This window comes from Glutamicibacter sp. NPDC087583 (genome assembly GCF_044743685.1).
In the GTDB taxonomy this organism is placed as follows: Bacteria; Actinomycetota; Actinomycetes; order Actinomycetales; family Micrococcaceae; genus Glutamicibacter.
The window spans coordinates 22,932-49,230 of record NZ_JBIUWY010000002.1 but is presented as its reverse complement, the minus strand read 5'-3'; the positions used below and the strand labels follow the sequence as shown (position 1 = coordinate 49,230).

The following is a 26,299-nucleotide window of genomic DNA, read 5'->3' as shown; positions in this document are numbered from 1 at the left end:
CTTCTTTTTGGAACCCCGCATTCGCCTTTGCTCACCGGTAACCATGCATTCACCTGTCTGCTCATAGACCTTTACTCCTTGCAAAGGACCACGAATGTTTGATGAACCAACCGAAACTGAACGCGCCACGTCGCAAAGTGGGGCCCACCCGCACTATTCTGGAAAGCGAAGTACTTCTAAGGAGACCATGACTAACTCCGAGTCACACGAGCACGATTCGGCATCTATGGATGATGCCCAGATCCAGGCCGCCATCGATCGAATCCTCGCAGCCGACGATGCGCAGAGCCCGCAGGTCCAGCACTTCGGCGAAGAAGAGAGTTCCATCTTCGCCGGGCAAGCCTCTGCACTGAACCGTTTTTCCTCCGGCCTCTCCCATTTCGACGGGGACCAGGAAGATTTGGACGACCGCCGTGCGCTGCGCCGCGTCGCAGGCCTGTCCACGGAACTGGAAGACGTCACCGAAGTCGAGTACCGCCAGCTGCGCCTGGAACGCGTCGTGCTGGCTGGCATCTGGAGCGACGGCACCGTCACCGACGCCGAGAATTCCCTGCGTGAGCTCGCCGCTTTGGCAGAGACCGCCGGCTCGGAGGTCCTGGACGGGCTGGTGCAGCGCCGCAGCAAGCCGGACCCATCGACTTTCCTCGGCTCGGGCAAGGCTGAAGAGCTGCGCGGAATTGTTGCTTCCACTGGCGCCGATACCGTGGTTGTCGATGCAGAGCTGGCTCCTTCGCAGCGTCGCGCCTTGGAGGATATCGTCAAGGTCAAGGTGATCGACCGCACCAGCCTGATCCTGGATATCTTTGCGCAGCATGCCCAGTCGCGAGAGGGCAAGGCGCAGGTTGAACTGGCCCAGCTCGAATACCTGCTGCCGCGCCTTCGCGGTTGGGGAGAATCGATGTCCCGCCAGGCCGGTGGCCGCGTGGGTGCCGCCGGTGGCGGTATCGGTTCGCGTGGACCGGGTGAAACCAAGATTGAAATGGACCGCCGCCGCATTCGCGACCGCATGGCGAAGCTGCGCCGCGAGATCAAGGCCATGAAGCCTGCGCGCGAAGCCAAGCGTGCCAACCGCAAGCGCAATGAGGTTCCGGCCGTAGCCATTGCCGGCTACACCAACGCTGGCAAGTCATCGCTGCTTAACCGACTGACCAACGCCGGTGTGCTGGTGGAGAACGCGCTGTTCGCTACCCTGGACCCGACCGTTCGCCAGTCGGCGACCGAAGACGGGCTGACCTACACCCTGGCCGATACCGTGGGATTCGTTTCCAACCTTCCGACCCAGCTGGTGGAAGCCTTCCGTTCCACTTTGGAGGAAATCGCCGATTCGGATCTCATCCTGCACGTCGTTGACGGGTCCCATCCGGATCCCGAAGGGCAGATCCAGGCCGTGCGCACCGTGCTCGGCGAAGTCGACGCGTTGAACATCCCAGAGATCATCGTGGTGAATAAGGCTGATGTGGCTGATCCGTTCGTTATCGAACGCATCCGCAACAAGGAATCCAACACTGTGGTTGTCTCTGCGCATACTGGTGAAGGCATCCAGGAGCTGCTGGAAAAGATCAGTTCCTCGATTCCACGCCCCGGAGTTCAGCTTGAGGTACTCATTCCCTACAACCGGGGGGATTTGATCGCCAAGCTGCACCAGAGCGAATCCGAGATCCTGGAAAGCGAACACCTGGAGGAGGGCACCCGGCTGATCGTCAAGGTGCGCGATTCCTTTGCTGCAGAGTTGGAGACCTTCAACCTTCATGGATAAGCAAGAGCAGGCCCTGGGGCTCCTGGAGGCCGCGGTCACTTCCATGGGCGGCGCCATGCGCACCGGCCAGCAGGAAATGGTCAAGCACGTGGTCAGCGCGTTGGAAGACGAAAAGCATTTGCTGGTGCAGGCCGGTACCGGAACGGGCAAGTCCATGGGCTACCTGATTCCGGCACTGGCCCACGCGCAAACCAGCGCCAAGCCAGTGATCGTCTCCACCGCGACATTGGCGCTGCAATCGCAGATTGTCGGCCGTGACGTACCGCGATTACTCGACTCGCTCAAGGGCAAGCTCTCGCGCCCGATGGATGTCGCGCTGCTCAAGGGGCGCTCGAACTACCTGTGCCAGTACAAGCTCGGCGGCGGATACCCGGATGACGAAGGCACTCTTTTTTCCATGGACGAGCCGGCAATACCTGCCGGCACCACTTACTCGCCGCTGGCTAGCGAAGTAATGAAACTGCGTGAATGGGCCGAAGAGACCGACACGGGTGACCGCGATGAACTGGTGCCCGGGGTTAGTGACAAGGCTTGGAAGCAGGTCTCGGTTTCGGCCATGGAGTGCCTCGGCTCGCAGAAGTGCCCGATGGCGGACGAATGCTTCTCGGAAATGGCGCGTGCCCGTGCCGCCGAGTCCGACGTGGTCATTACGAACCATGCGTTGCTGGCGGTTTCGGCCTTCGAGGGGCTTTCGGTTCTCCCGGACTTCGAAGTCGCGATCATCGATGAGGCCCACGAACTGCAAGATCGCGTGACCAGCTCGGTTTCGGGCGCGCTCTCCTCGCGCATGGTTCTTACCGCCGCTGGCGGTGCCAAGCGCCATTGCGGTATCAATGCGGATGAGATGGTCAAGGCCGCAAACCGCCTGGAAAAGTCGTTGACCGGGTTGCCGACAGGCTTGCTGGAACATGGTCTGCGCGAAGACATGGGCATTGCCCTGAACGACATCGTGGAGCAGGCCCGGCTGGCTCTGGCGCTGTCCAAGCCCGAAGCCAATGCACCGGCCGATGGCGGCCGCCAGACTGCCCGCTCCCAGCTGCAGGCAGTGATGGATGATGCGATTCGCATGCTCGAATCCGAAGAACGCCGCGAGGTCCTGTACACCACCCGTCCGCGGGAGTTTGTCGAAGGCCGGGGCTACGTCGAGGCCGATGAGAGCCAGCCTGCAACCTTGAACGTGGCACCGTTGTCGGTGGCCGGCAAGTTGCGCGAGGGCCTCTTCGACGGGCGCACGGTCGTATTGACCAGCGCCACCTTGGCCATTGGCTCGCAGTTCGACTCGGTAGCAGGCTCCTTGGGCCTGATGGGCGCCGGCGCTCCATCATGGACCGGCGTAGATGTTGGCAGCCCTTTCGATTACCCCAAGCAGGGCATCCTCTACGTGGCCAAGCACCTGCCCAAGCCAGGACGCCAACTGGCGGCGGAGACGCTGGATGAGATCGAAGATCTCATCAAGGCCTCCGGTGGCGGCGCCTTGGCGCTGTTCACTTCCAAGCGTTCCGCCGAGGAAGCGGCAAGCATCTTGCGCGAGCGCCTGGACGTGGAAATCTTGTGCCAGGGTGAAGCCAGCATGAAGTCGCTGGTCGAACAGTTCAGCAGCGAACGCGACACCTGCCTGTTTGGAACCATGACCTTGTGGCAGGGCGTGGACGTGCCAGGCGATTCTTGCCGGCTGGTCATCATCGACAAGATTCCTTTCCCGCGCCCGGATGATCCTATCTCCAAGGCCCGTTCCGAGGACGTGGCCAAGCATGGCGGAAATGGCTTCATGCAGGTTGCCGCCACCCATGCGGCGATTCGCCTGGCCCAGGGTGCTGGGCGCTTGATTCGTTCGGTCGGGGATAAGGGCGTTGTGGCGATCCTTGATTCGCGCATGGCCACGGCGCGGTACGGCAGCTTCTTGAAAGCTACCCTGCCGCCGATGTGGCCGACTGTCGATAAGAAGGTCATCACTGGTGTTCTCAAGCGATTGAACCCGGGCGGGAAATAGCCGCGGCCAGAATATGAACTTGAGCTGTCCTTCGGGACAGCTCAAGTTCTTTAACCGGTACCAGCATGATGCTTCCAGATGCACTAAGGTCTGTGACAAGAACTGATGAAGCTCGAATCGGAAGGCACCATGGAGTCCATGCAGGAATTGGCGCACCAAGCCGCGATCGACACCCACCAGCGGTTCGGGCATCGCCTCATGGGGTTGCCCGGAACGTGGATTGGACAGAGCTACAGCAAAGCGCATCGGTTGCGCGACGGAAGCATGCTCAGCAATCTCAATGGTTTCGCGCACCCGCTTGCGGAGTGGAACTATTGGTGGCAGGCGCACTATCTGGATGCCATCATCGATGAGGGCCGATCGTACTGGGACGAAGGCAACGAACACCGGGCGCGCGAAGCGCTTGCCCGGGCCAACGGCCTATTGCGCGGCATTCGAATTCGAAACTTCGGGATCTTGCCCAACTACTTCTTCGACGACATGGCTTGGCTTGCCCTGGCCAGCGGCCGCCTGTCAGAGTTCACGCAGCTGGTGACGGGACACAGGAGCCGTCCTGCCGAGGCGGCAGTTCGGACGCTGGGACGGCAGCTCCATGCCGGCATGGATGGGGTGCTGGACGGCGGCCTGTACTGGTCCAGAAAGCGGGATTTCAAGAACACGCCAGCCAACGCGCCGGCGGCACTGTTCTTTGCCCGTACCGGGGAGAAAGAGACCGCGCGAGAGCTTCTCCAGTGGCTGGAAAAGAATCTGTTCAGCGTGGAGCGAGGACTGTATCTGGACGGACTTCGGTTGACCACGCAGGGACACGCCGTGGAACCAGCGGTCTACACCTATAACCAGGGCCTGGTGCTCGGGGCATTGCTTGAGCTTGGCGAGCCTGCTGATCTGGCTCACGCTAAAGTACTGATCGATGCCACCACGAAATCGCTGTCAACTGCTGCCGGGGTCCTCTCGTTCAACAGCGGGGGAGACGGCAACCTGTTCGCGGGGATACTCTGCCGATATCTGGCCCTCGCCGGTAATGATGGCCGCTTGGAAGCCCGGAGCCGGGAGCAGGCCAGGAGGCTGGTCATGGCAACGGCGCGCCATCTGGCTGACCAGGAACCACGCCGGCTTTCGGCGGCAATCCAACGCTGGATGATCTTCTCGGCGGCCGCTCAATTCGAGTTGAACGCCGGCCAATAGCGGGTTAAACGAGAATTGCGCTGGTGCCAAGCACCAGCGCAATGACCGTACGTATTCTAGAGCGAGCGCATCACCGAGACGACGCGTCCCATGATCGTTGCGGCATCACCCAAAATTGGTTCGTAGCGCGAGTTCTGCGGAAGCAGCCAGGTATGCCCGTCACGCTGCCGGAAAGTCTTTACCGTGGCTTCTTCATCGAGCAGGGCAGCTACGATGTCGCCGTTGTCCGCCGTCTGCTGGCGGCGGACAACTACCCAGTCGCCATCGCAAATCGCAGCGTCAACCATTGAATCGCCGGAAACCTTGAGCATGAACAGTTCGCCGTGGCCTACGAGCTGACGAGGCAACGAGAAAACATCTTCGACGGACTGTTCGGCAAGGATCGGACCGCCGGCAGCGATACGGCCAACCAGGGGAACCATGGTGGTGTCAGCGGAAGTGCTCAATTCAATGATCTTGGCGTCTTCGCTGGCATCTGGCTCGACCGGCTTCGAAACTTCGGCCTTCTCGGCGTCTTCGGCCAGCTGCAGAGGCAGCAGGATTTCCATTGCGCGCGGACGGCGTGGATCTCGACGGATATAGCCGAGCTTTTCCAGCTGGCTCAGCTGGTGGGTGACGCTCGAAAGGCTCTTGAGCCCTACTGCGTCACCAATCTCACGCATCGATGGTGGATAACCGTTCTTGCCGATTGACCGCTGGATCGTCTCCAGGATCTTCTTTTGGCGAATCGTCAGCGAACGTGCATTCGATCGGGGAGTGCGTTGTGAAGCTGACATGAGATTTTGCCTTCCCTAGCAATCATTCGAAAGTTCGTAAGTCCAAACTGTCGGCGCTAGATGGTGAGATGTTTTCATTGCTCGTCTACTTCGAAATCTTAGTAGATAAGCGAGCTTCTTTCAAAGATTTGTTCGAAAACTTCTGGACAAGTTCCGCAAACCTCTGTTAGAACAGATATACGAGGTTCGAACAAGTTTTCGAATCTACGCTTTCGAATACAAATTCGCATCACTTGAATTTCTTGAGGAGACAAAGTCATGGCAACCGTCGCACTTGACTCAAATCAGACCCAGGCACCACTGAAGATCCGCATCAACCGTCGCGGATGGGCCGTGCTTGTGGGTATGCCCATTTTCGCACTCACCATCGCCGCAGCTTTCTTCATCTCCATGTTTGCCTCTGACGCGCATGCCGCAGCCGATACTCCTGTTGGAGTCGGAACCGTTGATGTCACCGTTATTCCAGGGGATACGCTGTGGAGCCTGGCCCGGGATTACGCCACCGGTTACGACGTGACCTCGGCAGTGGGCCACATCGCCGAACTCAATGCCCTGACCGGCAGCGAAATCCAGGTTGGCGAAACCTTGTCGATTCCGGTCCTTGCCGGCTAGCTTCCCCAGCCTGCTTCGAGTTTGTTACCTGTGGCTGTAGCGGATTCACCGGCAGGCGCGCTGCGCACGTAGACTTGATGCGTGAATGACCGCAGTGAACTTTTGAGTCAGCTGCCCTTGCGTGAGAATCTCCGCGGGCTATCCCCTTATGGCGCACCACAAATTGACGTGCCCATCCAGCTGAACGTCAACGAGAACACCCATCCGTTGCCACCGACAGTCGTCGATGCCATTGCACAAGAGGTGGCCAAGGCGGCGGCAATGTTGAACCGGTATCCGGACCGCGAGTTCACCGAGCTTCGCGAACTCCTAGCCGATTACCTCGGCCACTCGCTCACCAAGGACAATATCTGGGCCGCTAACGGTTCCAATGAAATCCTGCAGCAAATCCTGCAAGCCTTTGGCGGCCCCGGCCGTGCCGTGATGAGCTTCGGCCCAACCTACTCCATGTACCCGCTGCTTGCCAGTGGTACTGACACGAAATATATCGCCGGTGAACGCGCCGCAGATTTCACGTTGTCCGCCGATTCCGCAGCCGCACAGGTTCGCGAGCACAAGCCGAACATCGTTTTCCTCTGCTCTCCGAATAACCCCACCGGCACGGCCCTTGGCCTGGACGTCATCACCGCGGTATATGAAGCCATGAGCGAGCATAACGGCATGGTGATCGTGGATGAGGCGTACGCCGAGTTCTCCTTGGCCAGCACCACCTCGGCGCTGAGCCTGCTCGAAGGCCGCCAGCGGCTGATTGTCTCGCGCACCATGTCCAAGGCTTTCGGCCTGGCCGGTGCGCGCGTAGGCTACCTGGCCGCTGCGCCAGAAGTCACCGATGCCATCCGCTTGGTGCGACTGCCGTACCACCTGTCGGCAGTGACCCAGGCAACCGCCATCGCGGCCTTGAAGAACATCGAGTTGCTGTTGGCCCAGGTCGAGGACATCAAGTCCCAGCGGGACCGCATCGTCGCGCGCCTGAAGGAACTTGGCCTCAAGCCATCGGTCTCCGACTCCAACTTCGTCTTCTTCGGTGGCGTCGAAGACCCCCACAAGATTTGGGAAGGCCTGTTGGAAGCCGGCATCATCATCCGCGACAATGGAATCCCGGGAACCTTGCGTGTTACGGCAGGAACCGAATCGGAAACCACAGCCTTCTTGGAACGACTTGCCGAACTGCTCGGCTCGCAGAAGTAATCAAAGACAAGCGAAGGAAGACATGTCTGCCGAATTGATTGGCGCACGTCGCGCCCGCATGGAACGCGTGACCAGCGAATCGTCCGTATTCGTTGAACTGGACCTCGATGGCACCGGTGTCTCTGAGATCAGCACCTCGGTGCCGTTCTACGACCACATGCTGACTGCGCTATCCAAGCATTCGCTCATCGATCTCACCGTGCGTGCAACCGGCGATACCCACATCGACGTTCACCACACCGTCGAGGACACCGCGATCACCATTGGCGAAGTACTGCGCGTGGCACTGGGCAACAAGGCCGGCATCCGCCGCTTCGGCACCTCCTACGCTCCACTGGACGAAGCCCTGTCCCGTTCGGTAGTCGATGTGTCGGGCCGGCCATACCTCGTGCACTCCGGCGAGCCTGCGGGCCAGGAATACCACCTGATCGGTGGTCACTTCACCGGTTCGATGACCCGTCACGTCTTCGAAGCCATCACTTTCCACGCACAGATCTGTGCTCACATCGAGGTGCTCTCGGGTCGCGACCCGCACCACATCGTTGAAGCGCAGTTCAAGTCCTTCGCGCGCGCATTGCGCGAAGCGGTAGAGCGCGATGAGCGCATGGGCGACAAGATCCCATCCACGAAGGGTGCACTGTAAGTGGAAAAGAAAACAGTAGTTGTCCTGGATTATGGGTCCGGCAACGTCCGCTCCGCTGTGCGCGCTTTGGAAGCCGCCGGCGCCGAAGTGGAACTGACCGCAGATCCGAAGAAGATCGTGGCCGCCGACGGCCTGGTAGTCCCCGGTGTTGGCGCCTACGCCTCGGTCATGGAGCAGCTGGCCAAAACCGGTTCCCTGCGTTGGATCGGTCGCCGCATTGCCGGGGGCCTGCCGGTTTTGGGTATCTGCGTGGGACACCAGGTCTTCTTTGAAGAAGGCGTGGAACACGGTGTGAAAACCGAAGGCATTGGCGAATGGCCGGGCAAGGTTGAACGCCTGCAGTCAGATGTCATCCCGCACATGGGCTGGAACACGGTACGCCCGCCGGAGGGATCCAAGCTGTTCGCCGGCATCGAGGGTGAACGATTCTACTTCGTGCACTCCTACGCTGTTCAGAAGTGGGAATTCGACGTAACGCAGCCAGCGATGACCCCGCCACAGGTGACCTGGTCGACGCACGGAACGCCCTTCGTGGCCGCCGTCGAGAACGGCCCGCTATCGGCAGTGCAGTTCCACCCGGAGAAGTCCGGGGACGCTGGCGCGCAGCTGCTTCGCAATTGGTTGGGGACGCTCTAGGCATGTGGACCCTTATTCTGGGCGTTGTCGGGGCCTTCCTGATTGGCGGAGCCATTTCGCTGAAGAGCCAGAAGGCCCATATCTCATGGATCATCGCGCTGTGGGTACTTGCAGGCCTGAGCCTGATCGCAGCCTGGTCCTTGACCTACTAATCACATTACTTCTTCACTAAGGACATCATGAGCGAGCAACCAATCCTCGAACTTTTGCCTGCAGTAGATATCGCTGGCGGACAGGCAGTGCGCCTGGTCCAGGGCGAAGCCGGTTCCGAGACCGGATACGGCGACCCGCTGGAAGCTGCGCTCTCCTGGCAGAATGCCGGCGCTGAATGGCTGCACCTGGTCGACCTGGACGCAGCCTTTGACCGTGGCAGCAATGTTGAGATTGTCCAGCGCATTGCCAAGGAACTGGATATCAAGGTCGAGCTCTCCGGCGGTATCCGCGATGACGCTTCACTTGACCGGGCCCTGGAATTCGGTGCTACCCGCGTCAACCTCGGAACCGCCGCGCTGGAGAACCCGGAATGGACCAAGCAGGCCATTGCCCGCCACGGCGACAAGATCGCCGTGGGCATGGACGTGCGCGGAACCACCTTGTCCGGCCACGGCTGGACCAAGGACGGAGGCGACCTGTGGGATGTTCTGGCCCGCCTCGAAGATGCCGGATGCGCCCGTTACGTCGTCACCGACGTGACTAAGGACGGCACCCTGCGCGGACCGAACGTTGAACTATTGCGCGAAATCGCTGCCAAGACCAGCAAGCCGATTGTCGCCTCGGGCGGCATCTCCTCGCTCGAAGACCTCCGGGTCTTGCGCGAGCTGGTTCCAGAAGGCATCGAAGGAGCCATCATGGGCAAGGCGCTGTACTCGGGCCAATTCACCTTGCAAGAAGCGCTCGATGTAGCAGGTCGCCGCTAGGCCCCATGCTGCAGCAGGGAAAGACGATTCAGGAGCTCGCGCTTTTGAATCGTCTTTTTTTATTCGTGAAAGCGGATCCCGGTCTTTCCCTCCTCGGGCCCGCGACTGCGCGCAGGTGCTGGGAAAGAAATCTGAAATCATCGGATAGGGGTGTCCAAGCTCATGACTGCAGTTTTGAAACTTCCCTCCAACAACCCCGAAACCACCGATAGCATGGAGCTATGAGTACCGAGCAACCTGAATCTGCACCCAAACGCCACCTGCCGGGACATATTGTCGCTGCACTGGCGCAGGCAGGCTCTAGCACCGACTCTGCCGGTCAGGACTGGGAAGGCCGGGACCTGAGCGGTGAAGGCAACCCCCTGCATAATTTCGACAAGGACGACGGCAAGGCCGACGCCAACGTCGTTGCCGCACTGGCGGCCTTGCGCGATGGCAGCGCAGGGGAGGGCGAGGTGCATAAATCCTTGTCCGAGGCACGCGTTTTCGTTGCGGTGGTAGCCCAGCTCGGCGAAGAAGCCATGACGGAACACGGCTTCGCATCTGACAAGGAAGCCGATATGGCGCTGGTGAAAATCAAGGCTCCAGATGGCCGCATGGCCCTGCCGATCTTCACGACCGTCGAACGATTGCAGGCTTGGCACAAGGAAGCTCGACCAGTGGCGGTTTACGCCCCGCGGGCGGCCCTCTCGGCAGTCAGCGAGGAATGCCAGCTGCTGGTACTCGATCCCGGAAGCGAATTCACCTTCGTGCTTCGACGACCGGGGGTCTGGAACCTGGCCAAGCAGATCGACTGGATTCCGAGTTATCAGAACCAGCAGATCGCCAACCTGGTGCAGGATGCAACCGAAGGCTTTGGCCAGTTGCAGACCGTCAAGGTTGCCCCGGGCAGGGGAGTCGGCTCACGCAGCAAGGACGGGCAAGTGGTCCTTGGCGGAGGTCCCGGACCGGAACTGAACTTGCAGTTTGTTTTTGCTCCCGGAACGAGCGAGAACGACGCTCGCGAGACGACTCGCGCAATCCACGGACGTTTGTCCCAAAACACCGAATTCGCTGAAGCAGTGGATTCCCTCGAACTCAGTTTGCACAGCGCGCCGAACTAAACCGGCGGGCTCCTTTCGACCAGACAAGGAACTTTCCGGGCATGAAAAGCTATTGGCAGATTTTGCGTCAACCGCAGATCTCACTTTTGTTGCTGATTGGCATGATTGCCCGACTTCCGCACTCCGCATTGAGCATGCTGCTGCTCCTGCATCTGGTGAACAACCTCGGCCAATCCTGGGTTTCGGCCGGTCTGGTCACGGCCGTCATGACCTTGGGCATCGCCATTGGCGCCCCGTGGCGCGGTGCCCGCGTAGATGTCTGGGGATTGCGCCGCGCGATGATCCCATCGGTGATCGTCGAAACACTCGTCTGGTGCACGGTGCCGCATGTTCCACTGGTCTGGGTGTACCCGCTGGCCTTCATCGGCGGACTCTTCGCGCTACCGGTCTTCTCAGTGGTGCGTACCGCGCTGGGCATCATGACCACCGGCGAACAACGCCGTACCGCCTTCGCCTTGGATGCCACCGCCACCGAACTGGTGTTCATCGTCGGACCTGCAAGCGCCGGCATTGTCGCCACCCAGATCAGCAGCGTCATTGGATTGAGCGTCATCGGCGTGACCTCGACGGTTGCCGGGTTGGCGCTGATGATCCTGAATCCGCCAACGCGCAGCGATGATCCCAAGGCGATCGCCTCGCGGGCCAACGTGCACGAGGAACGCTTGGGGGCGGAGGCCAGCTTCATTGCGGCGGCGCCGATGGGTGTACCCGAAGTCGAGGGCGAGCTGATCGCAGCCGGCATGAAGTCTGCCCGCGCCCGCATCAAGCAGCGTGGCCGCAACTTCAAGAACCGTTTCAACTGGGTCAGCGCTTCGGTCCTGGCAGTATTCATTGCCGCGGCCGGAGCAGGCATGCTGCTCACCGGCACAGAAGTGGCCATCGTGGCCGAATTGGACGCGTCGGCGCAGAGCCACCAGCTGGGTCTGGTGTTCTTCTTCTGGTGCGGAGCTTCGCTGGTCGGCGGCCTGATCTACGGGTCGATGAAGCGGGTTATTTCTCCACTGGTGCTGCTGCTGAGCATGGCCGTGCTGACGATCCCCATGTACTTCGCGTGGGATACCTGGTCATTGGCGCTGTTCTCCGCACTCCCCGGCTTCCTGTGCGCGCCGACGCTGTCGGCGGCCTCTGAGTGGCTCACCGACTTGGTGGCCGAAAAGCGTCGCGGCGAAGCCATGGGCTGGTATGGCTCTGCGATGACCGCTGGCACCGCGTTGGGATCGCCGATCACCGGCATATTCGTCGACAACCTCGGACCCGCCCCGGCCTTCCTTGGCATCGGCGCCATGGCTGCAGTGGTCGTGGTGATTGCCTTGATTGCGCAGCAGATCCGCCGCCGCGTTCGCCGCGCCCGCCGCCGTCGCCTGGAAACGATCGCCTAGGCTGGTGGAGCTGCCCTGAGCCGCGAGTACATGTACATGTCCCTGCGTGCGGTGCCCACCTGTTCCCAGCTGCGCAGCAAGCCTTCACGCTGGAAGCCGCACGCTTCAGCGGCCCGCCACGACCCCTCGTTCCACGGCTCCACGTAGAGCTCGATCCGGTCGATTCCCGGATGCTCCAATGCCCAGGCGCCGAGCGCAGCCAACGCGTGCTTGGCAATGCCGCGCCTGCGGTGCTCCGGTGCGATCCAGTATCCGATGCTGGCCCTGCCGTGGTCGGCATTGCGCAGCCACAAGCCGATTTGCCCAACGGCACGATCCGTGGCCGTTTCGGCTATGGCAAATGAATACCCGCTGCCCTCGGCCACCCGGCGGTGCTGGCGCTCGATGAATGCCGCATAGCCGGCTTCAGTTCCTTGCGCCGGGACCGTGGTGATTTGCGTAATGTAGGGGTCCGTGGAGGCCTGCCTCACGGCAGGAATGTCGCTGGGCTGGAAGGGGCGGAGCCGGAAAGCGCCGGCGTCGATCACTGGTTGTTCGAGCATCTGCATGATTCCAACCTAGCTTGGTGATCCAAACAACAAATGGACCCGTTTCCCTGGGGAAACGAGTCCATGATGTTAATCTCTTAAAATTCAGCCAATATTACCTAGTTGACCGGTCCGGTGAACTTCTCGCCCGGGCCCTTGCCTGGTGCATCCGGGATGATTGAAGCTTCGCGGAAGGCCAGCTGCAGGCTGCGCAGGCCGTCACGCAAAGGCGCTGCGTGCTGCGAGCCGATCTCGGGCGCACCGGCGGTGACTAGGCCTGCCAGTGCGGTGATCAGCTTGCGGGCCTCATCGAGATCCTTCAGCTCATTGGCATCTTCGCCCTCTGCAAGTCCGCACTTGACTGCTGCTGCACTCATCAGGTGGACGGCGGCCGTGGTGATGATTTCAACGGCTGCAACTTCTGCGATATCGCGCACCTGCTGGTCGACAGCGTGCTGGTGCGAGTTGGTGTCTTCGTTAGTCATACTGCTAAGCTTGTCACAGACCGACTCGATGCCGGTACTTCTCGCAGTTCTCCAGCTAGCACTGGATGGGGGATTCGTACTAGTATTGAGCCATGCAAGTGGAGGCCAACTCCCACCCGCTGTCGCCGTTTCCAGGCTTCCGGGTATTTCGGCAGGATTGCAGCAATGCATTCCCCAAGCGCTTACGCAGGAGCAATCCCGTGTTCGGCTTTGTCGTTCTTTTTGGCCTTCGCCTGCAATCGCAGACGGGGGCCTTCTTTGTTTGCGGTCATGGATTACGAATTTCAGGAGTGACACATCAGCGATCCACGCATTAATGAGCGCATTCGCGTGCCAGAGGTACGTCTCGTCGGCCCTAATGGCGAGCAGGTAGGCATCGTCCGTATCGAGGACGCGCTTCGTCTTGCTCTCGAGTCCGATCTGGACTTGGTCGAGGTGGCACCCAGCGCCAAGCCTCCAGTGTGCAAATTGATGGATTTCGGCAAGTACAAGTACGAAGCCGCTGTCAAGGCTCGCGAAGCTCGTAAGAACCAGACCAACACGGTCTTGAAGGAAGTCCGCTTCCGCCTGAAGATCGACACCCACGACTACGAGACCAAGGTCGGCCACGCACTGCGCTTCCTGGGCGCCGGCGACAAGGTCAAGGCCATGATCCAGTTCCGTGGTCGTGAGCAGCAGCGTCCAGAGATGGGCATTCGCTTGCTTGAAAAGTTTGCAGCAGACGTCGCCGAAGTTGGAATCATTGAATCCAGCCCGCGCATCGATGGCCGAAACATGGTCATGGTTGTTGGTCCGCTGAAGAACAAGGCAGAGGCTCGCCGCGAACAGCAGCAGAAGTCGGGTGGCCGCAGCGCGGCCAAGCGCAAGATCCGCACCGACGCGCCGGCTGAGACCGAGGGCCAGAATGTCGCAGCTTCCATGGATGATGAAGCCCGCGCCAAGTTGGAGCAGGCACGTCAGGCAGCTGAAGGCGACGCCTAGCCAAGCCTGTTGGGCTTTCGAGCCCGTCACCGTTCACGGTGAAGGATCTTCTTCCGGGAAGGTCCAACTACAAGAGAACAACAGCGGTCACCTTTATCGGGGCCCGCTTCGGATGATCCCCACCCGGTGCTTTACCGGGTGGAGCACGTAAGGAGAACGGCAGCTATGCCGAAGTTCAAGACTCACAGTGGCGCCAAGAAGCGCTTCAAGCTCACCGGTAGCGGTAAGCTCGCTCGCCAGCAGGCCAACCGTCGCCACTACCTGGAGCACAAGTCCTCGCGCGTTACCCGTCGCCTGGCTTCTGACCAGATCGTCGCTAAGGCCGATGTAAAGACCATCAAGCGGATGCTGGGCCTCTAAGCTCTCCCTTTCGCAATACGGGGAAGCAATACCCCACCACCCATAGATTTCACCCATCCCGCAAAATCGCGGGCACTGGGGAACTGACTTGAAGGAGTACACACGTGGCACGTGTGAAGCGGGCAGTAAACGCCCACAAGAAGCGTCGCGTCGTTCTGGAACGCGCAAAGGGTTACCGCGGTCAGCGTTCGCGCCTGTACCGTAAGGCCAAGGAGCAGCTGCTCCACTCGTTCGTTTACAGCTTCAACGACCGCCGTAAGCGCAAGGGCGACTTCCGCCGCCTGTGGATCCAGCGCATCAACGCTGCATCCCGCGCCAACGGCATGACCTACAACCGTCTGATCCAGGGCCTGAAGGCTGCTCAGATCGAGGTTGACCGTCGTATGCTCGCAGAGCTGGCTGTTTCGGACTCGAACGCTTTCGCTACCCTGGTAAAGCTTGCCAAGGATGCACTTCCAGCTGACGTCAACGCCCCAAAGGCTGCCGCTGCTGAGGTTGCTGCACCTAAGGCTGCCAAGGCTCCAAAGGCTGCTGCCAAGTCCGTCGAGGGCGAAGGCGTAGTCAAGGCCGTTGAAGGCGAAGACGCACCTGAGGGCTTCATCATCAAGGGCAACGCCGGCTCGAACAAGTACCACGTTCCAGGCTCGACCTGGTACGACCAGACCGAAGCCGAGTTCTGGTTCAACTCCATCGAAGCTGCCAAGGCTGCAGGCTTCGAACCAGCTGGCGGCGAATCCCGTCAGCAGATGAAGTAAATCTCTTCTCCCTTTGAGCTGAGGCTCAGGTAGGACAGATCACACCGAAGGGTGGGTCCCGCGCACAGCGCGGACCCGCCCTTTGCGTGTTTCTACCGGTATTCTCGAGACATGAGCAGTTTTCCTCCAGAAGTGATGTCCAATCCACGCGCCGAACGAGTCAAGGCCATCGCGCGTCTGGCCAAGAGCAAGGGGCGCGAAGCCACCGGCGAATACCTCGTTGAGGGCCCGCAGGCGGTACGCGAAGCACTCAAGGCCCATCTGGAGGACGACAACCTGGTCCAGGGCGTCTATGTTGTCGGCGGCTTTCTGGAGAGCCACGAAGAATTCGTGCAGCTGCTCGATAGCGCCAAGGTTCCAACCCGCATCGTCACCGGCGAAGTGCTGCACGCCATGGCTGACACCCAGACCCCGCAGGGCATTCTTGCCGTGGTCGCCATGTCCCAGCCGCAGCTGAGCGAGGTGCTGGACACCAAACCGAAGCTGATCGCCGTGCTCTGCCGCATCCAGGACCCGGGCAATGCCGGCACCATCCTGCGTGCCGCCGATGCCGCCGGAGCCGATGCGGTGATCCTGACCAAGGGCAGCGTGGATATCTACAATCCGAAGGCCGTGCGCTCCACCGCCGGCTCGCTGTTCCACGTACCGGTGCTGAACAACATCGAATTCGACCACCTGGTCGCCGCCGCGAAGACCACCGGAAGCCAGATCCTGGCCGCCGACGGCTATGCGGCGCACAACCTGGACACCCTGCAGGATGCCGCCGTGCTGCGTGCAAGCCAGCCAGGCACCGAAGCGCCAGAAGCACAGCCGGTGCTGGAAGCGCCAACCCTGTGGCTGTTCGGCAATGAAGGCCAGGGGCTGGAGGAGCACGAGAAGGACGCCGCCGACTACCGCGTGGCCGTGCCGCTCTACGGTGTTGCCGAATCCCTGAACGTGGGTACCGCATCCACCGTCTGCCTGTACGCTTCGGCCCGCGCCCAGCGCTCAGCGAATCGGAGCGCACTGGACTCCCATGGCAGCTGAACTCAAGCAAATTGTTGCCGTGGCCATCGTCGATGACCTGGCCCGGCCCACCAGGCTGCTTGCCGCGCGCCGCAACCGCCCTCAAGCCCTTGCCGGGCTCTGGGAATTCCCCGGTGGAAAAGTCGAACCCGGCGAGAGCGAAGTCCAGGCCGTGCACCGCGAGCTGCGCGAGGAACTCGGGGTGCAGATGCGTCTTGGCGCGCCCATCCCAGGCCCGCATCCCCAAGGGTGGCAGCTGAACGAGAAGGCTGCCATGCGCATGTGGTTCGCCCAGATCACCGAGGGCGAGCCAGCGACCCTGGACGGGCATGACCAGCTGGCCTGGCTGGAACTCGATGACTCGCTGTCCGCCGTCGTCCCGTGGATTCCGGCCGATGCGCCGATCGTGGCGGCATGCCTGGCCCAGGCACGTGCCGGGGCGCAGCACTAAACACCCGTAAGCTTGTTACCGCGCCAACTTCTGGCACTGTGCCTATAGCCGATATTTTGAGGAGCACTTTTCGTGAAGCGATTTATGAGCGTTATCGCTCTGGCCTTCGCCGCCGTCCTAGCACTTTCTGGTTGCGTCAACATGAACGCAGAAGTCAACGTCTTGGGCAAAGACAAGGTCGCCGGGGCCATGCAGTTGACCCTGCACAAGTCGACGCTCAATGGCGTCAGCTTTGAAGAAGTCCTCGAGAGCCAGATCGACATCGAAATGATGGAACAGCAGCTGGGGGACCAGTGGAGCTACAGCAACATCGATGATGGCGAAAACGTCGGCCTGCGCTTTGAAACCACCAGCCCGATGACCTACGTCCAGCTGGCTGACGCATTCCGCGTCTTCGGCTTCGAAATCAACCTGGGCGATGACGGGAAGGAATACTCCTTCTCGATGCCGGGCGACAAAGCCACCGTGGATTCTTCCTTCACCGAAGCGAACCTGCACGTCACCTTCCCCGGCGCAGTCACCTCGCACACCCCGGGTACCGTCGAGCACCACACCGTCACCTTCGACATGATCAAGGGCGCCGCCACCTACCAGGCTACCGCCAAGGTTGACCACACCATGTTCTACTCCGCAGTATTCGGCGGGGCGCTGCTGGTTTTGACCTTCGTCTTCGTTGCCGCTTTCGCGCCAAAGGGTGCCAAGGAATCGCATTAATGAGCAGCAATCCTGCTTCAAGGTAAGAAGCTTCACGCCAAGGGCCCGTCATCGGTGAAACGATCACGGGCCCTTAGCCATAGAATGGAAGCAAAGTGTTCTACGCGTAAGTACAAGATAAGAGTAAGGATCGATCGATCCCATGTCTGATCAGACAACTGAACAAGCTCCTGTCGGGGAGTCCAATGTTCCGCACCCAACCGATGAAGCCGGCATCCAGGGCGCGGTCGACGCCGCCCTGGCAGCCATCCAGGCCGCTGGCGACCTGAACGAGCTGAAGGAAGCGCGCCTGGCCCACACCGGCGAGAAGTCCGCGCTGTCCCTGGCCAACCGCCAGATCGGCAAGCTGGACAAGACCCAGAAGGCTGTTGCCGGCAAGCTCGTCGGCGGTGCCCGCGGACGGGTCAACAAGGCCCTGGCTGCCCGCACCACCGTGCTCGAAGAAGCCGAAGCCGCCCGCATCCTGGTCGAAGAAACCGTGGATGTCACCGCCGCCGCCCGCCGCCGCAGCGTTGGCGCCCGCCACCCGCTCTCGGTCCTGCAGGACCGTGTATCCGACATCTTCGTCGGCATGGGCTGGGAAATCGCCGAGGGCCCGGAAGTCGAATCCGAATGGTTCAACTTCGACGCGCTGAACTTCAAGCCGGACCATCCTGCCCGCGAAATGCAGGACACCTTCTTCGTGGAGCCTGCCGACGCGCACCTGGTGCTGCGTACCCACACCTCCCCGGTGCAGGTCCGCTCGATGCTCGAGCGCGATGTGCCGGTCTACGTGCTGTGCCCTGGGCGCACCTTCCGCACCGATGAGCTCGATGCCACCCACACCCCGGTTTTCCACCAGTTCGAAGGCCTGGCCGTGGACAAGGGCCTGACCATGGCCGACCTGCGCGGCACCCTGGAGCACTTCGCCCGGCAGATGTTCGGCGCCGAAGCGCAGATCCGCCTGCGCCCTGCCTACTTCCCGTTCACCGAGCCATCGGCAGAGCTGGACATCTGGCACCCAGGTGCCAAGGGCGGACCGCGCTGGATCGAGTGGGGCGGCTGCGGCATGATCAACCCGAACGTCCTGCGCGCAGCTGGCATTGATCCCGAAGAGAACTCCGGCTTCGCCTTCGGCATGGGCATCGAGCGCACGCTCATGTTCCGCAACGATGTCCCAGACATGCACGACATGATCGAGGGCGACATCCGTTTCAGCCAGCACTTCGGGATGGAGATCTAAGCAATGCGTATTCCACTATCTTGGCTGCGCGAGTACGCGCAGGTACCAGTCGATGCATCGGCTGAAGACGTCATGGCAGACCTGGTCAAGGTCGGCCTCGAAGAAGAAGATGTCCACCGTCCAAGCGATGAGCTCTCGGGCCCCATCGTGGTCGGCCAGGTGATTTCCCTGGAAAAGGAAGTTGCCTCCAATGGCAAGACCATCAACTGGTGCCAGGTTCGCGTGGTTCCAGAAGGCGCCGAGCAGACCCTGACCGGCAAGGGCATCGACCCCTCGGGCGTGCAGGGGATCGTGTGCGGTGCGCACAACTTCGTGGAAGGCGACAAGGTCGTTGTCACCCTGCCCGGCGCCGTGCTGCCAGGGGACTTCAAGATCTCGCCGCGCAAGACCTATGGCCACACCTCGGCGGGCATGATCGCTTCCTCCCGCGAGCTGGGCATCGGCGAAGACCACGACGGCATCATGGTCCTGTCCAAGCTGGGCCTGGACCCGGAACTGGGCACCGACGTCTTCGAGCTCTTCGGCCTGGATGACCAGGCGGCGGAGATCAACGTGACCCCGGACCGCGGCTACTGCTTCTCGATCCGCGGCGTAGCGCGCGAATACGCGCTGGCCACCGGCACCTCCTTCACCGATCCCGCATCGATCGTGACCGTTTCGGAAGCCACCGAAGCCGGCCATGAGGTAGTGCTCCGCGACGAAGCGCCGATCTACGGCGTACCGGGCTGCACCCGCTTCGTGACCCGCGAGGTCACCGGCATCAACCCGAGCCTCCCGACCCCGCGCTGGATGGCTTCGCGCCTGCAGCTGGCCGGCATGCGCTCGATCTCGCTGGTAGTCGATATCTCCAACTACGTCATGCTGGAACTCGGCGCGCCACTGCACTTCTACGATGCTGACAAGCTGGCCGGTGCGATTACCGTGCGCCGCGCCAACGCCGGCGAAAAGCTGGTGACCTTGGATGCCAAGGAACGCGAGCTGTCGGTCGAGGACCTGCTGATCACCGATGAGTCCGGCGCCATTGGCATTGCCGGCGTCATGGGCGGCGCGGCCACCGAGGTCTCGGATTCGACCAGCCGCGTGCTGATCGAAGCCGCTCACTTCGACACCGTGTCCATCGGCCGTTCGCGCCGTCGCCACAAGCTGCCTTCCGAAGCCTCCAAGCGCTTCGAGCGCGGCGTGGACCCACGCATCATGCAGATCGCGGCCCAGCGTGCCGTGGACCTGCTGGTGCAGCTGGCCGGCGGCACCGAAACCGCCAAGGCCACCGACGCGGGCCAGATTCCTGCCGACACCCAGATCCAGCTGCCGGCAGGTTTCGCGGGAGCCCTGATCGGCGTGGACTACACCGATGAGCAGACCATCACCGCGCTGGAAGGCATCGGCGCGAGCGTTGAGCAGAACGCCGAGGGCTTCCTGGTCACCGCACCAAGCTGGCGCCCGGATTTGGACATTAAGGAAGACCTGGTCGAGGAAGTAGCCCGCGTAGTCGGCTATGACAAGATCCCGGCGACCTTGCCTGTGGCCCCTCCGGGCCGTGGCCTGACCCGCGCCCAGTCCCAGCGCCGCCGCCTGCTGCAGGGCTTGGCAGATGCAGGGCTGACCGAGGTCTTGAACTACCCGTTCGTTTCCGAAGCGCAGAACAGCACCTTTGGTGCTGCGCAAGCCGGTACCGAGGTCAAGGCCATTTCGCTGGCCAACCCGATTTCCAAGGAATTCCGCTTCCTGCGCACCTCGCTGCTGCCGGGCTTGCTGGAAACCGCTCGCCGCAACATCGGCCGTGGCTTCCGCGACCTGGCGCTGTATGAAGGAGGCCTCGTCTTCCTGCCAGGTACGCAGCTGGGCTCCTCGGTTCTGCCTCCGCTAGGTGAAAAGCCAAGCGATGAGGTCCTGGCCGAGCTGCTCAACGGCGTCCCTAACCAGCCATGGCACCTGGCCGCGGTTCTCACCGGCCGCGAAGCATCGGCTGCGGCCGGCTTCGCACCGCGTGCCTGGGACTGGGCTGACGCGCTGGATGCGGCGCACTGCGCGGCAGATGTCCTCGGCGTTGAGCTTGAGGTTGCCCAGGGCAGCCACCAGGCCTTCCACCCGGGCCGTGTTGCAGTACTGAAGGTTTCCGGGCAGGTCGTTGGCTACGCCGGTGAACTGCACCCGCAGCTGCTCAAGGACCAGGACCTGCCAGCACGTACCGTGGCCATGGAACTGAATGCTGCCGCACTGATGGCTGCTGCACCTGCAGTGGTTGTGGCCCAGCAGCACCTGTCCGCCCAGCCGCTGGCTACCCAGGACGTGGCCTTGGTTGTCGACCAGGACGTCGTGGCTGGCGATGTGCTTGCCGCCCTTCGCGAAGGCGCCGGTGAACTGCTCGAAGACATCGCGCTGTTCGACGTGTACCAGGGCCAGGGCATCGAAGACGGCAAGAAGTCGTTGGCCTTCGGCCTGAGGTTCCGTGCCGCCGACCGCACCCTGACCGCCGACGAGGCGTCCGAGGCTCGTGCCGCCGCGGTGGCTGCGGCTACCGAGAAGTTCGGCGCTTCCCAGCGCTAGGCTTTTGGCCTGACAGATGCCCTGCTGCTCTCCTGATGATCGGGAAGCGGCAGGGCATTTTGCTTTGTCGCCGTGCCCGGGTTGGACAGGTTGAGGACTACACTTGATCTGGGATATCCCGACAATGCGACTAGATGAGGGAAGAGGCTTGAAGTGAAGGGATTGCGTTCATGCGGTGCTGTGCTGCTGGTGTTCTTCCTCGGGATCCTGGCCGTTGCCGTCCTCATCGCGGCAGGCTGGGCAGCGGTGCTGTTTATCCAGCGTGGCGCCGGAACCCACCTCGAAGAACCGGCGACCCCGAGCGCTACGGTAGAGGAAGAAGCACCCGATAGGCTCCGCCCATCGGAAACCTACACGCCCTAGCTGGCTGGCGGCACCGGTACAGTGGGAATAACCCGTGTCAGCGTTATGAGCCCAGGGCCTTCCTTCGCCTGCGCGATGAACCCGTAACGGGCAAGCACTTTCAGCGAGGCGATATTCGAGGCATCGGCACGAGCGATAAATGCGCTTCGACCGGTTTCCTGCAATTGCGCGAGCCCCTCGCTGACTATTGCCTTCGCCAAGCCTTGGCCCCAGCATTCCGGGGCGATCCAATAGCCGATTTCGGTGGCATGCCTGCGTTCGGTAGCGGTGAAAAGTCCAACCGGAGAATTCTGGCGGCGCGCGATAAACCAGGAGATCTCCGGACTGCTCAGGGCATGTTCCACGCGTTGCGCGGTGTGCTCCGGGCTCCAGGTGCTTCCGTCGCCGATATGGGCCATGACGCGTTCGTCTGCAGCCAGGCGCGCAACGAAATCTGCATCCGCCTCGGTCATTGGCGTTAGCAGCAGTGAAGGACCCATGGGTTCAGCCTATGCGGGAACGAAGCGCGCGCAAACTTGTTTCATTGGCCGTAGTTCTTCTACGAGTCCTTCGGGATGGAAGCCGATTTCACCGGGGACTTTCCGCAATGCCCCGGATTCAGCCTCGACTTGCGCCCGCGGCAGTAGCTTCAAAACAAAAGCAGGGAACGGCGAAAGCTCGCCGTTCCCTGCTGATATTCAAGTACTTTACTTGGCTGCGCCAGCGGTAACTGGTGGCAGATCCGACCATGGGAAGGTAATCCACTTGTCGGTGCGGCGCCATTCGTAATCCGGGACCATGATGGTGCGCGGCTTGGTGTACAGGCAGACGGTCTTGACCTCGGCGCCCCAGGCGGACACCAGATCGACAACCTTTTCAAGGGTGCGGCCGGAGTCGGAGACATCGTCAACGATCAGGATCTTCTTGTCGCGCAGGTGGCCATCGTCCAGCATTGGAGGAAGAACCACTGGCTCCGGCAGGACGGTGCCGATGCCGGTGTAGAACTCCACGTTCAGCGCACCGCAGGCCTTGACGCCCAGAGCGTAGGAAATCGAGCCGGCCAGCAGCAGGCCGCCTCGTGCTACTGCCAGAACGATGTCCGGCTCGAAGCCGTCGTCGACAATGGTCTGTGCCAGTTCGCGGGAAGCTTCACCGAAGGTGTCCCAAGTGAGGATCTCGCGCTCTGGTTCTGAAAGGACGGATGCCCCGGAATCGTCAATGCTAGTCATTCTGCAATTTTAGCCCCGAATTTGGTGCGGTGCTGTCCAGTTCAAACCAATCGATCATTTTTTCCTCCCATGCCCGGAGGATTCCCATCCGTTGATTAGGCATGAATAGGCATGCAATGCACCTGCTTGAGGAATCCATCACTTTTCGGCGAATCCCGGTTGGAACAAGCGCGTTGCGGCCCCAATGCGCCGAAAGCCGTCTTAAGGATGATCGATGCCACACCCCGGCTCGCTAGGATAGGAGAAAGGCCATCAGCCGGAGATAACCCGGAACTCGAAAGAAGGAGACGCATCGTGGGCCCACGAACCCGGAGCATTCGACTAGCCGGTACCGCAGCGGCACTTTCCTTGGGGCTGGCTGGCGCCCTGCCTGCCGCGCAAGCTGCCACCGGTGTGCAGGTCGTGGCCGGGCAGAACCTGGAATCAGTCACCATCGAGGATTCCACCGGCAAGCTCAATGAGCAGCGGCTGCGTGATGCACTGGACGAGCTCGATTTCAACGAGCCCACGGACGTGGCAATCTACGCCCGCAACGGAGAATACTCCGATGACATCAACACCAAGACGCTGGAATACGCCAAGTCATCCCATCCGGAATGGATATCAGGGAAGCCCGAAGACTATGGCGACTACTGGGCCGACGGCCTGTTCATCATCACCTTGTCCATCGAAGGAGAAGGAGATGGACAGATCGGCACGTACTTCGGCGAAGACCGCAAGGTCTCAGAGAGCTCCATGGAGAGCATCCACGAAGCCGGCTACGACGACTTCAATCTATCCCGGTGGACCGACGGCGTCATTGCGGTAGCCGATCAGGCGGCCGTGATCATGAATCGGCCCTGGTACCAGCACCCGGCCTTGTGGATATCCACGGGCGTCGGAGGCCTCGTGGCTGCCATTATCGGCGGCGTCGCACTGCACACTCGGTCAACGCGTCGGAAAACTTTCGCGGAAGAACTGCATCAGGGGACCTTGCACCTGACCAACGTCACGATGGATCTGGAAGAAACCGAATTGGCGGCTCGTACGCTGCCGTCGGTTTCAGGGCATGCAGCCGAGCTGGAGCAGCGCTTCACCAAGTTCATGGCCAAATACCGTGCTTGTTTTGCAGCGCAGCAGGCACTGGAAGACTCGGGCAAGAAGGAGCGGTCCGGCTCCGAAGGCGTTCGCTTCGCCAAGGAATTCCGCGAAACAGCGCAGTCCCTGGACCTGACCGATGACGCCATCATCGCCGCGGCGGCGCTTTATACCCGTTCAGCATCCTGGGAAGAGGCGTGGCATGCACAGACCGAGCCGCTAGAAGAGGACCTCGACGAGATCAGGGAGTTGCTCAACGACGTAGAGCCGGAACTGATGGGCAGCGCGGCCGCCTTGGCTTCCTACCGGGAAATGGCAACCACGCAGCTCGGCGAACTGTCAGTGCAGCTGAAGGAAGAATCGATCACGGTGGATCAAGCGCTCGATGGATTATCGGAGTTGCGTGCCGAATTGACCGAAAAGCTGGATGTCTTCGCCCAAGCTCAAATCGAAGTGTATGCGGAAAGTGCCGAAGAGAAGGCCGACATGCAATCGGCATTGAAGAAATCCCGCTATGAATCCGGGGCATATGACGGCCGTTCCGGCACCATCCTGGACGTTTTGAATCCCGCATCGATGTATTGGCGCGTGGGTGGCTACCACCACGGATATTCCGCGGGCGTCAGCGCAGTGGCTGAGTCGCGTGAAGCAGCGAGCTCGTCGGGCGGAGTCTCCGGCGGATACTCTGGTGGCGGAAGCTTCTCCGGCGCTGGCGGATCTTCGCGCTTCTGATGGAAGGCAACGATATCTTCGCAGAACTGCTGCCGTCTTCGGTACATGTGGTCCAGTCGCGTACCGAGCTGGAAGACGGCCGATCCTACGGGGAAGAAGAACGGTACATCGCCGAGGCGGTGCCTGAGCGGCAGCAGGAATTCCGTACTGTCCGTGTCTGCGCTCGCCGAGCGCTGGCACAACTGGGCTATGCGGGCGTTGCCTTGGTTCCAGATCAAAAACGGGCACCGATCTGGCCAGCTGGCGTGGTGGGGAGCATGACCCATTGCGCTGGCTTCCGTGCAGCGGCAGTAGCCTCCACCAGCGATATTCGCGGCCTTGGCATCGACGCCGAACTGCATGCTCCGCTGCCGGCAGAAATCCTCGACATCATCTTGCTTCCCGAAGAGCAGGTGATGGCCGCCGAGCTATCGGCGCACCATCCGGGCATCGCCTGGGACCGGCTGATTTTCAGCGCCAAGGAAAGCATCTTCAAGGCGTGGTTCCCACTGACCAGGCAGTGGCTGGATTTCCTGGAATGCGAGATTCGCGTCGATGCGCAGTCCCACCGTTTCCACGCCGGAATCCGGGCTACGGGACCGGTCGCCGCGCAGCATGCTCTCGCATCGATGAGCGGTCGCTGGATCGCCGAAGGACCGCGCGGCCAAGGGCTGCTGGGGACCTGCGTCATCGTTCCCTAGCAGCGGTGCACCGGGAACGGATCTAGAATTCTTCGCCGTGGGTAATCACCTTGGCCGCGCGGCCCACGATTTTCGGATCGGGGGAGCCTACCAGGTGGTGGTCCTTGCCCTTGTACTCGAAAAGGTTCAGCACGTGGCGCATCGCCTGCAACCGGGCGCGCTTCTTGTCGTTGGACTTCACCACGGTCCACGGTGCATGCTCCGTATCGGTCTTGAGGAACATTTCCTTTTTGGCTTGGGTGTACTTTTCCCACTTATCCAGGGACTCGAGATCCATGGGCGAGAGCTTCCACTGGCGCACCGGATCGATGCGGCGGATGGTGAATCGGGTCAGCTGCTCGCTGGCGGACACCGAGAACCAGAACTTCACCAGGTCGATGCCCTCGTCGACGACCATCTTCTCGAAGGCGGGAGTCTGCTCCAGGAAGTGGTCCACCTGGGTTTCGGTGCAAAATCCCATCACGCGTTCGACGCCGGCACGGTTGTACCAGGAGCGGTCGAAGAGCACGATCTCGCCCGCCGAGGGGAAATGCTGCACATAGCGCTGGTAGTACCACTGGGTGGACTCGCGCTCGCTCGGCTTTTCCAAGGCCACCACGCGGGCGCCACGCGGGTTCAGGTGTTCGGTGAAACGCTTGATCGTGCCGCCTTTGCCGGCAGCATCGCGGCCTTCGAAAACGATCATGATCCGGCGGCCATGGGCTTTCGCCCATTTCTGCAGTTTCAGCAGCTCGATCTGCAGTGCCCGCTTTTCAGCCTCGTAGGTGGCGCGATCCAGTTTCTGGAAATACGGGTAGTTCTCCCGCCAGGTATCGACGATGCTTCCATCGGCGCGGACGAGCACCGGATCGTCATCGTCGTTATCGAGGACGGAATAGCCCTGGAAGGCTTCATCGAGCAGGGGGATCTCTACAGTCATGCAATGACCGTAGAGCCATCCGGTGAACAGCCTGTGAACAAATGCTGAACAAGACCAAGCCAGAGGGTTGTTTGTGATGAAGGACAAC

At 61.3% G+C, this 26,299-nt stretch carries 28 protein-coding genes; 22 read left to right on the top strand and 6 right to left on the bottom strand.

The genetic code is table 11. The annotated features are described in order from the left end of the window. Positions 1 to 94 precede the first annotated feature (94 nt). The 3 genes from hflX to ACIOU9_RS06375 all read left to right on the top strand — a co-directional run bounded on the left by hflX (position 95) and on the right by ACIOU9_RS06375 (position 4,931). Positions 95 to 1,756, top strand: coding sequence for a GTPase HflX (gene hflX / locus ACIOU9_RS06385; RefSeq protein WP_402696344.1), 1,662 nt, complete (start codon positions 95 to 97; stop codon positions 1,754 to 1,756). Beyond that, the gene (locus tag ACIOU9_RS06380; protein ID WP_105658159.1) at positions 1,749 to 3,746 is read left to right on the top strand and encodes an ATP-dependent DNA helicase; all 1,998 of its coding nucleotides are present in this window, start codon (positions 1,749 to 1,751) and stop codon (positions 3,744 to 3,746) included. Before hflX ends, ACIOU9_RS06380 begins: the two co-directional genes overlap by 8 nt. A gap of 105 nt (positions 3,747 to 3,851) precedes the next feature. Beyond that, a complete protein-coding gene (locus tag ACIOU9_RS06375; RefSeq protein WP_105658158.1) occupies positions 3,852 to 4,931 on the top strand; it encodes a glycoside hydrolase family 76 protein in 1,080 nt (359 codons plus the stop codon). A gap of 56 nt (positions 4,932 to 4,987) precedes the next feature. Here the strand turns inward: ACIOU9_RS06375 and lexA are convergent, their stop codons facing one another. Then, positions 4,988 to 5,707: a transcriptional repressor LexA gene (gene lexA, locus ACIOU9_RS06370; protein WP_105658157.1), complete on the bottom strand. Its 720-nt coding sequence runs from the start codon at positions 5,705 to 5,707 to the stop codon at positions 4,988 to 4,990. Positions 5,708 to 5,965: 258 nt separating this feature from the next. Here lexA and ACIOU9_RS06365 point away from each other — a divergent pair, with 258 nt between their 5' ends. The 8 genes from ACIOU9_RS06365 to ACIOU9_RS06330 all read left to right on the top strand — a co-directional run bounded on the left by ACIOU9_RS06365 (position 5,966) and on the right by ACIOU9_RS06330 (position 12,185). Beyond that, positions 5,966 to 6,319: a LysM peptidoglycan-binding domain-containing protein gene (locus ACIOU9_RS06365; RefSeq protein ID WP_105658156.1), complete on the top strand. Its 354-nt coding sequence runs from the start codon at positions 5,966 to 5,968 to the stop codon at positions 6,317 to 6,319. 81 nt (positions 6,320 to 6,400) lie between these two features. Then, positions 6,401 to 7,507 carry a histidinol-phosphate transaminase gene (locus ACIOU9_RS06360; protein WP_105658155.1) on the top strand — a complete coding sequence of 369 codons (1,107 nt, stop codon included), beginning with the start codon at positions 6,401 to 6,403 and terminating at the stop codon, positions 7,505 to 7,507. A 22-nt stretch (positions 7,508 to 7,529) separates the two neighbouring features. Then, a complete protein-coding gene (gene hisB / locus ACIOU9_RS06355) occupies positions 7,530 to 8,150 on the top strand; it encodes an imidazoleglycerol-phosphate dehydratase HisB (RefSeq protein WP_013348471.1) in 621 nt (206 codons plus the stop codon). Next, a complete protein-coding gene (hisH, locus tag ACIOU9_RS06350) occupies positions 8,151 to 8,786 on the top strand; it encodes an imidazole glycerol phosphate synthase subunit HisH (protein WP_105658154.1) in 636 nt (211 codons plus the stop codon). It begins immediately after the preceding gene. 2 nt (positions 8,787 to 8,788) lie between these two features. Continuing rightward, the gene (locus tag ACIOU9_RS06345; RefSeq protein ID WP_166650645.1) at positions 8,789 to 8,938 is read left to right on the top strand and encodes a hypothetical protein; all 150 of its coding nucleotides are present in this window, start codon (positions 8,789 to 8,791) and stop codon (positions 8,936 to 8,938) included. A gap of 27 nt (positions 8,939 to 8,965) precedes the next feature. Beyond that, complete coding sequence (priA, locus tag ACIOU9_RS06340; protein ID WP_105658153.1) at positions 8,966 to 9,703, top strand: bifunctional 1-(5-phosphoribosyl)-5-((5-phosphoribosylamino)methylideneamino)imidazole-4-carboxamide isomerase/phosphoribosylanthranilate isomerase PriA; 738 nt, start codon at positions 8,966 to 8,968, stop codon at positions 9,701 to 9,703. Positions 9,704 to 9,924: 221 nt separating this feature from the next. Continuing rightward, on the top strand, positions 9,925 to 10,806 hold the full coding sequence (locus tag ACIOU9_RS06335; RefSeq protein ID WP_105658152.1) for an SseB family protein: 882 nt from the start codon (positions 9,925 to 9,927) through the stop codon (positions 10,804 to 10,806). Between the two features lie 41 nt (positions 10,807 to 10,847). Beyond that, positions 10,848 to 12,185, top strand: coding sequence for an MFS transporter (locus tag ACIOU9_RS06330; RefSeq protein ID WP_105658151.1), 1,338 nt, complete (start codon positions 10,848 to 10,850; stop codon positions 12,183 to 12,185). Here the strand turns inward: ACIOU9_RS06330 and ACIOU9_RS06325 are convergent. Then, complete coding sequence (locus tag ACIOU9_RS06325) at positions 12,182 to 12,733, bottom strand: GNAT family N-acetyltransferase (RefSeq protein ID WP_105658150.1); 552 nt, start codon at positions 12,731 to 12,733, stop codon at positions 12,182 to 12,184. The genes ACIOU9_RS06330 and ACIOU9_RS06325 overlap by 4 nt on opposite strands. Positions 12,734 to 12,831: 98 nt before the next feature. Then, positions 12,832 to 13,197 carry a DUF1844 domain-containing protein gene (locus ACIOU9_RS06320; RefSeq protein WP_013348478.1) on the bottom strand — a complete coding sequence of 122 codons (366 nt, stop codon included), beginning with the start codon at positions 13,195 to 13,197 and terminating at the stop codon, positions 12,832 to 12,834. Between the two features lie 330 nt (positions 13,198 to 13,527). Between ACIOU9_RS06320 and infC the strand changes: the two genes are divergently transcribed. The 9 genes from infC (at position 13,528) to ACIOU9_RS06275 (ending at position 21,595) form a co-directional block, all read left to right on the top strand. Next, the gene (gene infC / locus ACIOU9_RS06315; protein ID WP_388023856.1) at positions 13,528 to 14,178 is read left to right on the top strand and encodes a translation initiation factor IF-3; all 651 of its coding nucleotides are present in this window, start codon (positions 13,528 to 13,530) and stop codon (positions 14,176 to 14,178) included. 165 nt (positions 14,179 to 14,343) lie between these two features. Further along, positions 14,344 to 14,538 carry a 50S ribosomal protein L35 gene (gene rpmI, locus ACIOU9_RS06310; protein WP_013348480.1) on the top strand — a complete coding sequence of 65 codons (195 nt, stop codon included), beginning with the start codon at positions 14,344 to 14,346 and terminating at the stop codon, positions 14,536 to 14,538. A gap of 104 nt (positions 14,539 to 14,642) precedes the next feature. Beyond that, positions 14,643 to 15,293, top strand: coding sequence for a 50S ribosomal protein L20 (rplT, locus tag ACIOU9_RS06305; protein WP_105658148.1), 651 nt, complete (start codon positions 14,643 to 14,645; stop codon positions 15,291 to 15,293). A gap of 111 nt (positions 15,294 to 15,404) precedes the next feature. Continuing rightward, positions 15,405 to 16,319 carry an RNA methyltransferase gene (locus tag ACIOU9_RS06300; protein ID WP_105658147.1) on the top strand — a complete coding sequence of 305 codons (915 nt, stop codon included), beginning with the start codon at positions 15,405 to 15,407 and terminating at the stop codon, positions 16,317 to 16,319. Further along, on the top strand, positions 16,309 to 16,749 hold the full coding sequence (locus ACIOU9_RS06295) for a (deoxy)nucleoside triphosphate pyrophosphohydrolase (protein ID WP_105658146.1): 441 nt from the start codon (positions 16,309 to 16,311) through the stop codon (positions 16,747 to 16,749). The genes ACIOU9_RS06300 and ACIOU9_RS06295 overlap by 11 nt, the downstream gene beginning before the upstream one ends. A 72-nt stretch (positions 16,750 to 16,821) precedes the next feature. Beyond that, positions 16,822 to 17,463: an LppM family (lipo)protein gene (locus tag ACIOU9_RS06290; protein WP_146112307.1), complete on the top strand. Its 642-nt coding sequence runs from the start codon at positions 16,822 to 16,824 to the stop codon at positions 17,461 to 17,463. A gap of 142 nt (positions 17,464 to 17,605) precedes the next feature. Next, entirely contained in the window at positions 17,606 to 18,685 is a 1,080-nt protein-coding gene (locus tag ACIOU9_RS06285) for a phenylalanine--tRNA ligase subunit alpha (protein ID WP_105658144.1), read from the top strand. A 3-nt stretch (positions 18,686 to 18,688) separates the two neighbouring features. Then, positions 18,689 to 21,232, top strand: a complete 2,544-nt coding sequence (gene pheT / locus ACIOU9_RS06280) for a phenylalanine--tRNA ligase subunit beta (protein ID WP_105658143.1) — start codon at positions 18,689 to 18,691, stop codon at positions 21,230 to 21,232. 153 nt (positions 21,233 to 21,385) lie between these two features. Continuing rightward, a complete protein-coding gene (locus ACIOU9_RS06275) occupies positions 21,386 to 21,595 on the top strand; it encodes a hypothetical protein (protein WP_105658142.1) in 210 nt (69 codons plus the stop codon). Here the strand turns inward: ACIOU9_RS06275 and ACIOU9_RS06270 are convergent. Beyond that, positions 21,592 to 22,074, bottom strand: a complete 483-nt coding sequence (locus ACIOU9_RS06270; protein WP_105658141.1) for a GNAT family N-acetyltransferase — start codon at positions 22,072 to 22,074, stop codon at positions 21,592 to 21,594. The two genes, ACIOU9_RS06275 and ACIOU9_RS06270, sit on opposite strands and share 4 nt — an antisense overlap. 207 nt (positions 22,075 to 22,281) lie before the next feature. Next, positions 22,282 to 22,803, bottom strand: a complete 522-nt coding sequence (locus ACIOU9_RS06265; RefSeq protein WP_105658140.1) for a phosphoribosyltransferase — start codon at positions 22,801 to 22,803, stop codon at positions 22,282 to 22,284. Positions 22,804 to 23,097: 294 nt separating this feature from the next. On the opposite strand from ACIOU9_RS06265, the gene ACIOU9_RS06260 reads away from it, so the two are divergent. Together ACIOU9_RS06260 and ACIOU9_RS06255 are read left to right on the top strand one after the other, a co-directional pair. Further along, positions 23,098 to 24,612: a DUF5129 domain-containing protein gene (locus tag ACIOU9_RS06260; RefSeq protein ID WP_181148894.1), complete on the top strand. Its 1,515-nt coding sequence runs from the start codon at positions 23,098 to 23,100 to the stop codon at positions 24,610 to 24,612. Then, complete coding sequence (locus ACIOU9_RS06255; protein WP_105658138.1) at positions 24,612 to 25,292, top strand: 4'-phosphopantetheinyl transferase; 681 nt, start codon at positions 24,612 to 24,614, stop codon at positions 25,290 to 25,292. The genes ACIOU9_RS06260 and ACIOU9_RS06255 overlap by 1 nt, the downstream gene beginning before the upstream one ends. Before the next feature lie 22 nt (positions 25,293 to 25,314). Here the strand turns inward: ACIOU9_RS06255 and ppk2 are convergent, their stop codons facing one another. Continuing rightward, positions 25,315 to 26,211, bottom strand: coding sequence for a polyphosphate kinase 2 (gene ppk2, locus ACIOU9_RS06250; RefSeq protein WP_105658137.1), 897 nt, complete (start codon positions 26,209 to 26,211; stop codon positions 25,315 to 25,317). Positions 26,212 to 26,299 lie beyond the last annotated feature (88 nt).

Excerpts from the sequence above, each read along its gene's own strand:
- hflX (WP_402696344.1), top strand. The coding sequence starts at position 95 with ATGTTTGATGAACCAACCGAAACTGAACGCGCCACGTCGCAAAGTGGG.
- ACIOU9_RS06380 (WP_105658159.1), top strand. The coding sequence starts at position 1,749 with ATGGATAAGCAAGAGCAGGCCCTGGGGCTCCTGGAGGCCGCGGTCACT.
- ACIOU9_RS06375 (WP_105658158.1), top strand. The coding sequence starts at position 3,852 with ATGAAGCTCGAATCGGAAGGCACCATGGAGTCCATGCAGGAATTGGCG.
- lexA (WP_105658157.1), bottom strand. The coding sequence starts at position 5,707 with ATGTCAGCTTCACAACGCACTCCCCGATCGAATGCACGTTCGCTGACG.
- ACIOU9_RS06365 (WP_105658156.1), top strand. The coding sequence starts at position 5,966 with ATGGCAACCGTCGCACTTGACTCAAATCAGACCCAGGCACCACTGAAG.
- hisB (WP_013348471.1), top strand. The coding sequence starts at position 7,530 with ATGTCTGCCGAATTGATTGGCGCACGTCGCGCCCGCATGGAACGCGTG.
- ACIOU9_RS06345 (WP_166650645.1), top strand. The coding sequence starts at position 8,789 with ATGTGGACCCTTATTCTGGGCGTTGTCGGGGCCTTCCTGATTGGCGGA.
- priA (WP_105658153.1), top strand. The coding sequence starts at position 8,966 with ATGAGCGAGCAACCAATCCTCGAACTTTTGCCTGCAGTAGATATCGCT.
- ACIOU9_RS06335 (WP_105658152.1), top strand. The coding sequence starts at position 9,925 with ATGAGTACCGAGCAACCTGAATCTGCACCCAAACGCCACCTGCCGGGA.
- ACIOU9_RS06330 (WP_105658151.1), top strand. The coding sequence starts at position 10,848 with ATGAAAAGCTATTGGCAGATTTTGCGTCAACCGCAGATCTCACTTTTG.
- ACIOU9_RS06325 (WP_105658150.1), bottom strand. The coding sequence starts at position 12,733 with ATGCAGATGCTCGAACAACCAGTGATCGACGCCGGCGCTTTCCGGCTC.
- ACIOU9_RS06320 (WP_013348478.1), bottom strand. The coding sequence starts at position 13,197 with ATGACTAACGAAGACACCAACTCGCACCAGCACGCTGTCGACCAGCAG.
- rpmI (WP_013348480.1), top strand. The coding sequence starts at position 14,344 with ATGCCGAAGTTCAAGACTCACAGTGGCGCCAAGAAGCGCTTCAAGCTC.
- ACIOU9_RS06300 (WP_105658147.1), top strand. The coding sequence starts at position 15,405 with ATGAGCAGTTTTCCTCCAGAAGTGATGTCCAATCCACGCGCCGAACGA.
- ACIOU9_RS06295 (WP_105658146.1), top strand. The coding sequence starts at position 16,309 with ATGGCAGCTGAACTCAAGCAAATTGTTGCCGTGGCCATCGTCGATGAC.
- ACIOU9_RS06285 (WP_105658144.1), top strand. The coding sequence starts at position 17,606 with ATGTCTGATCAGACAACTGAACAAGCTCCTGTCGGGGAGTCCAATGTT.
- pheT (WP_105658143.1), top strand. The coding sequence starts at position 18,689 with ATGCGTATTCCACTATCTTGGCTGCGCGAGTACGCGCAGGTACCAGTC.
- ACIOU9_RS06270 (WP_105658141.1), bottom strand. The coding sequence starts at position 22,074 with ATGGGTCCTTCACTGCTGCTAACGCCAATGACCGAGGCGGATGCAGAT.
- ACIOU9_RS06265 (WP_105658140.1), bottom strand. The coding sequence starts at position 22,803 with ATGACTAGCATTGACGATTCCGGGGCATCCGTCCTTTCAGAACCAGAG.
- ACIOU9_RS06255 (WP_105658138.1), top strand. The coding sequence starts at position 24,612 with ATGGAAGGCAACGATATCTTCGCAGAACTGCTGCCGTCTTCGGTACAT.
- ppk2 (WP_105658137.1), bottom strand. The coding sequence starts at position 26,211 with ATGACTGTAGAGATCCCCCTGCTCGATGAAGCCTTCCAGGGCTATTCC.